This is a genomic window from Alcanivorax sp. (genome assembly GCF_014762765.1).
Taxonomy (GTDB): domain Bacteria; phylum Pseudomonadota; class Gammaproteobacteria; order Pseudomonadales; family Alcanivoracaceae; genus Alcanivorax.
In genome coordinates, this window is the sequence record NZ_JABURH010000090.1 from 1 (window position 1) to 5,745 (window position 5,745).

4 protein-coding genes and 1 pseudogene are annotated in these 5,745 nt (G+C 56.4%); all 5 read left to right on the forward strand.

The window, feature by feature from the left end:
- The first annotated feature begins 712 nt into the window (after positions 1-712).
- Positions 713-2,089, forward strand: coding sequence for a hypothetical protein (locus tag HUJ17_RS04575; protein ID WP_290509568.1), 1,377 nt, complete (start codon positions 713-715; stop codon positions 2,087-2,089).
- A gap of 110 nt (positions 2,090-2,199) precedes the next feature.
- Positions 2,200-3,273, forward strand: coding sequence for a cyclic nucleotide-binding domain-containing protein (locus tag HUJ17_RS04580; protein ID WP_290509569.1), 1,074 nt, complete (start codon positions 2,200-2,202; stop codon positions 3,271-3,273).
- 34 nt (positions 3,274-3,307) lie between these two features.
- Positions 3,308-4,237: an NAD(+) kinase gene (locus tag HUJ17_RS04585; RefSeq protein ID WP_290509570.1), complete on the forward strand. Its 930-nt coding sequence runs from the start codon at positions 3,308-3,310 to the stop codon at positions 4,235-4,237.
- Between the two features lie 130 nt (positions 4,238-4,367).
- On the forward strand, positions 4,368-4,640 hold the full coding sequence (locus HUJ17_RS04590) for a DUF1315 family protein (protein WP_290509571.1): 273 nt from the start codon (positions 4,368-4,370) through the stop codon (positions 4,638-4,640).
- Positions 4,641-4,897: 257 nt separating this feature from the next.
- A pseudogene (locus HUJ17_RS04595) lies at positions 4,898-5,745 on the forward strand (hypothetical protein); the annotation flags it as partial.

Genomic DNA, 5,745 nt, shown 5'->3' on the forward strand with positions numbered 1-5,745 from the left:
GAATACCGGCCTGTCACGCCGGGGGTCGCGGGTTCGAGTCCCGTCCGCTCCGCCACTATTCAGCATTAAAGGCTCCCATTGATGGGGGCCTTTTTTGTTTCTGTTTCCCCGTCATCCTTTGTTGGGCGCCTGATGTATTGTGTCTCGTTGTGCCTTGCTCAGTTTTATTGCATTTGGCGTCTAGCATCGGGCGTGAAGCGTTCTATTTCATGAACTTGTCACCTAAACCTTGTCTAATTTCAGGTCCAAAACACTGAAAAGACAAGGAGGACAAGCAAATGGAAGACTATCTGGAAGAGCGACTGGAAGAGAAACAGCTGCTGGAATGCCTGGAAGAGTGGCAGGAAGAAGACAGCTGGGTGGACGACGGAGAGGAGCTCTGATTCCTCTCCGTATCACCCCCTCTTCGGTTTGCCTGCCCCATCCCTATTCGTTAAGCCTTCGCGGTTGATCCCCCCTCTTTAATACATATTATTCCGGCAACGTGATGCCGTTATTGGTCTTCGTCAGGTGCTTTGCGGCATAGTGATGGGCGCATTCTCGTATGCTTTTTTTTTACTGCCATTCAGGTCACACTCTTTTATTAGGGGCTGACTATAATTGGCAGCACCCTGACTTCGCCGTCGCTACTGTGTTTTCTGGATCTTGCAGAGAGTGATGTTGTGGCGAGTCAGTGGCCAACTACAATAATTCTCAAGGGAAGGAAGGACACATGCCTCTATCCTCCGTGACGTCCGAAGCGATTCTGTTTTTTGATCATCGGGGCATTACCAAAAGCATGCTGTACGCGGATTTTGAGGCGATCCTGGATGGCATGGTGGGTGTGCCTGAATTTGCCGACAAGGAAGTCCGTGGCGCCTACTGTCTGGTCAATGGCCAGTTGCGGGTTCGCTCGCTAGTCCTTTTTACCATCGATTTTGACGAAGACGGCATGGCCGACACCACCTGGAATGTACCGCTGCGCCATCTTGCGGAGCATGCGGGGCAGGGGCCGGATATGGGGGCCGGGCCGATCCGCCTGGCCTGCCGCAGCCAGTGTCCGGTGGCCTGGCACCAGGATCAGATGTGGGATCCGGGTATGAAGCCCGGAGCCAACGACTTTATCGCCATTCGCGACACCATTCGTGAGCGTGGTCCTAAATTGGGCCTGGAGATTGATGACGAGCTGGATTCCAGCCCGGCCGCCGCGCCGCCAGTCATCGGTGCAGAAGCCAAGGCTCCCACCATTGCCCCTGAAGACAGTCAGAACAAGAAAGAGGCTGATGAGGAGAGGGTTCGGCTTGCTCGTATCATCAAGGAGCTGCGTTTGCGGGTACAGACGCTTGAGAACTCCCAGTCCGAAGAGGTGGGCAAACTCCGTTACGCCGCTCAGCAGAAAGAAGAAATCCTCAATGCCCAACTGGAAAAGGTGCTGGGGCAGTTTAAATCGCTTAAATCCCAGAATGTGGCCCTTCGTGAGCAGAACGATTCTCTCAAGGCCCAGGTCCTGTCACTGTCTCAGAGTCTGGAAGAGCAGAGCCATCAAAGTAAGACCCAGGGCAGCGAACTGGAGGTGCTGACCGAACAGTACAAGCTGGCCCTGGAGCAGCGTATCGAGGAGGAGCGGGCGAAGCTATCCGAGCAGATTCATGCCAAGGAAATGGACGTGCTGACCCGCGATGATTTGATCAGTCAGCTCAAGGAAGAGCTGGGTGAGCTCAAGCGCAATCGGGTTAAAGAGGCCAACACCGGTGCACAGAAGGTGCTTGAGAAACTGGAAAATCTGGGTCTCAGCTTTATCGCCTTTCATCCCGGCGCGGGGCATATCTCAATTTCCGCTGACCAGATTGGCAACTATATGGAAAACCCGGTGGCATTCGCGGCGCGTAAGTGTCTGGTGACCGAAGACCATTACCGGGCCTGGCTGGCGCATTACGAAAACCCTGTATGCCAGGTGCCAATAGGCTCTGAGCAGCAGGCCTGTGGCAAACGTGTGATCCGGGTGGAAGTGCCTAACCAGTTCAAGCCAGGGGTATCGGATTGCAATGCCAACCGTTGCCCGAACTGTCGCAACGACTCCGCCATCGATAACGTTTTGCGTTTTCGCTGAAGCCGGAATGTGAGTCAGTGCCATTTTCCTGAAAAATGGTAGGTTTTTTGCATTGTCTACGCTGAAAGCATGATGTTGTTGTCACAATAAGAACACCGGGAGCGGCAGTTATGGCACAGGAATCCATTGATAAAAGCCTTTTGCAGACCTTTGTGCCAGTGAATGCGCTGTCTGGAGACCAGCTGGACTGGCTCCTGGATCAGCAGGAGGTGTGCCGTTATTCGTCAGGAGATGCCCTTTTTTCGCTTGGTGACAAGGACAACACCACCATCTATCTGCTCAGCGGTAAGGTAGAGCTTACCGATGAAGCTGGCAAAACCCGTACTGTCAGTGCCGGAGATACCGCATCCTGGCATCCGCTGGAGCATGCCCAGCCGCGCCGGAGTACGGCGAGGGCGCTGACCGAGGTCAGTGTGGTCCGGTTTGACAGTTTTCGGCTGGATACCATTCTTTCCTGGGATCAGTCAGCGGGTTACGTGATCCTCGACATCAACGCCAATTCCGCTTACCAGAATGATCGTGAGTGGATGATTCGGTTGCTCAAATCCAAGTTGTTTCACCGGGTCCCGCCCACCAATATTCTGGAAATCTTCCGTCGCCTGAAAGCCCATCGTCACAAGCAGGGGGAAGTGATCATTCGTCAGGGGGAGGCAGCAGATTGCTGTTATATCCTCAAAGAGGGTGTCTGTGAGGTGGCCATCAGCATGGGGGATAGTGCACCGACCCCCGTCGCCATGCTGGAAGAAGGGCAGTGGTTCGGCGAAGAGGCGCTGCTTTCCGGCAAGCCCCGTAATGCCACTGTGTCCATGGCTACCGATGGGGTGTTGATGAAGCTGGAGCGCCAGGACTTTGATGCCCTGCTGCGCGAGCCGATCATCAACACCATGCCCGCTGAGGATGTACTGGACGCGGCAGAAAAGGGCGCCTGGTGGCTGGATGTGCGCACCAGCGATGAATTCGACCAGGAGCACCTGGTGGGTGCTACCAATATGCCGCTGAACGTGTTGCGTCTGAAATCCCGCCTGCTGGACCCGAGCAAGACCTACATTGCCTATTGTGATACAGGTCGACGTAGCGCCACGGCGGCTTTTCTGTTAAAAAACGCCGGCTTGGACGTAATCGTTCTGGATGGCGGCCTGAATGCCAATGCTGCTAACCTGAGCGAGTACCTGACACAGGGGTAATTGCTCACCGGATGGCGGGCAAGCCCTCCACCGGATGCAGCTGCGGCTGCCCAGGATTAGTGTGGCGCAAGAGAGCTTTAGCAACAAATTCCGCAATATTGGCCTGATCGCCCGCTCTGAAAGTGAGCAGGCGTTGTATTCCCTGCGCCAGTTGATCCACTTTCTCAACGGGCGGGACTGTACCGTTATTCTCGACAAGAACATTTCCGGCAGCCTCCCGGAAATGGGCTTACAGGCAGCCTCTGCTGCGCAGATGGGCGAAGCCTGCGACCTGGTCATTGTGGTCGGTGGTGATGGCAGCCTGCTGGGCGCAGCTCGCACCCTTTCCCGTTTTGATGTGCCCGTGTTGGGCGTCAACCGTGGTCATCTGGGCTTTCTCACCGACATCCTGCCGTCAGAAATCGAAAGCCGGGTAGGGCAGGTGCTGGACGGGGAGTACACCACCGAAAAGCGCTTCCTGCTGGACCTGGAAGTCCGTCGCGGCAAGACGGTGGTGGGTGAAGGGTGCGCCCTGAATGATGTGGTGCTGCTGTCCGGTGACAGCGTACATATGATCGATTTTGAGCTGGTGATTGATGGCCACTTCGTCTATGGCCAGCGGTCTGACGGCCTGATCATCTCTACCCCCACCGGCTCCACCGCCTATGCGCTGTCAGGTGGCGGCCCCATCATGCACCCGAAACTGGATGCCATGGTAATGGTGCCGCTCAATCCCCATACCCTTACCAGCCGTCCGCTGGTGGTGGCCGGTGACAGCGAGATCAAGATTCATATCACCACAGAAAAGGTCCGCCCGCTGGTCAGCTGCGATGGCACCGCCGGGATTCGCCTGCAGGTGGATGATGTAATCGCCATTCGCAAGAAACCTCACCGGTTGCACCTGATCCATCCGCCTGGTCATGATTTCTACCAGGCCTGTCGTTCCAAGCTGGGTTGGAGTACTCGCCCCGGTGACAGCAGTTGATGGTGTGTCTGTAGGAGGCTGCTTGCAGCCGAACCGTTTTCGCCTGCGAGCAAGCTCCTACAGCCGCGACGACCACCCAGGATGTGCGCCAGACGTTTGGCATGCTGCCGTTTTAAAATGAGTTACCGATATGACCTACCAGAGCTTTGACGACCTGATCGCCGCCATGACCCCGGAGGTCTGCGACAATATGCGGCGCGCTATTGAAACCGGCAAATGGGCGGATGGTCGGCCGTTGACCCGTGAGCAGCGCGAAACCTGTCTGCAGGCGGTCATCGCCTGGGAGGCCCGCAACCTGCCGGAGGAGGAGCGCACAGGCTACATGGAGCAGCAGTGCAAGAGCGGGGATGAGGCACCGGAAGAGCAGCCGGTGACCTTGCGAGCCCCTGATCGGCTGCAATAGCCCTGCTGTCCCTTCCTCACGGGTGGTGACTGGCTGGTCGTCGCCCGGATACCGCCTGTCGGACTAACGCTCATCTTTTCCCGCCAAAGACCGTTGGTGCTCTTCGTAACATACTGTATTCTTCCTAGGTGACAACTCCGTTGTGTAGCTTAGCCGACGCAGACTCGGTGCACGCGGACGATGTCTTTCTGGCTGGGTTATGGGAGATTGCGGCACAGTCAGAAATAAAAAAGATAACAAATGGTTTGGGAGAACCCATGCATATCTACAAGAAAGTACTGCCTGCGGCAGTGGCCCTGGCACTGGCGGCCTGTGGTGGCGGCAGTGATACCGTTCCCGATCAGAGTGAGGGCGCACTTCAAATCGGAACATACCCCCGTTTCGATCCTTTGACCTCCGATCTGCCGTTGAATACGGATATCCTCTTTGCTGCAGCGGCCAGTAGCGACGGTACGGCTGACGTGGGCGCTCCTACCAATCCGGTAGAGGCGGCAATTAATAGCCTGGACGGCTTTTCTACCAACGCTTATTTTGACATCGGCTTTGCCGGTGGCAGCATTGATCCGGCCAGCATTTGCACGACTCTTGCTCAGGCAATGGCGCAATGTGCTTCGCCGAATGTGTTTCTGATCCCGCTGGATACTGGCGGCAATGATGCGCTGGATCCCGCCAATATCGTCGGTGTTCAGGCCCCCGCTAACTGGCCTGCTGCCAGTGCTGAGGTGGTGTCCCTGGATGGCGGCACCAACAATGTGTTGCGTGTGATTCCTCAGGAACCCCTGCAGGCCAAGACCAAGTATCTGGTATTTGTCACCAATGGCGTGCTGGACAGTGCCGGTGATCCTATCACCCCGTCCAGCAGCTACGACACGCTTGGGGAAACGACACCAGCCGTAACCCCTGCTCTGCAGCCGGTGCGTAATGCCATTGCCGGCTGGGAAACCATCGCTTCTGGTGTTCTGCAAACGCTTTCCGGTGGCGCTCTCAGTGCCGAGCAGGCAAAGGATAGCATCGCCATTTCCTACACCTTTACGACCACGGATCCCCAGGCGCCTCTGGTTGCCATGGCGGCACCCCGTGCAGCCCTGGTTCAGGCTCAGGTTGG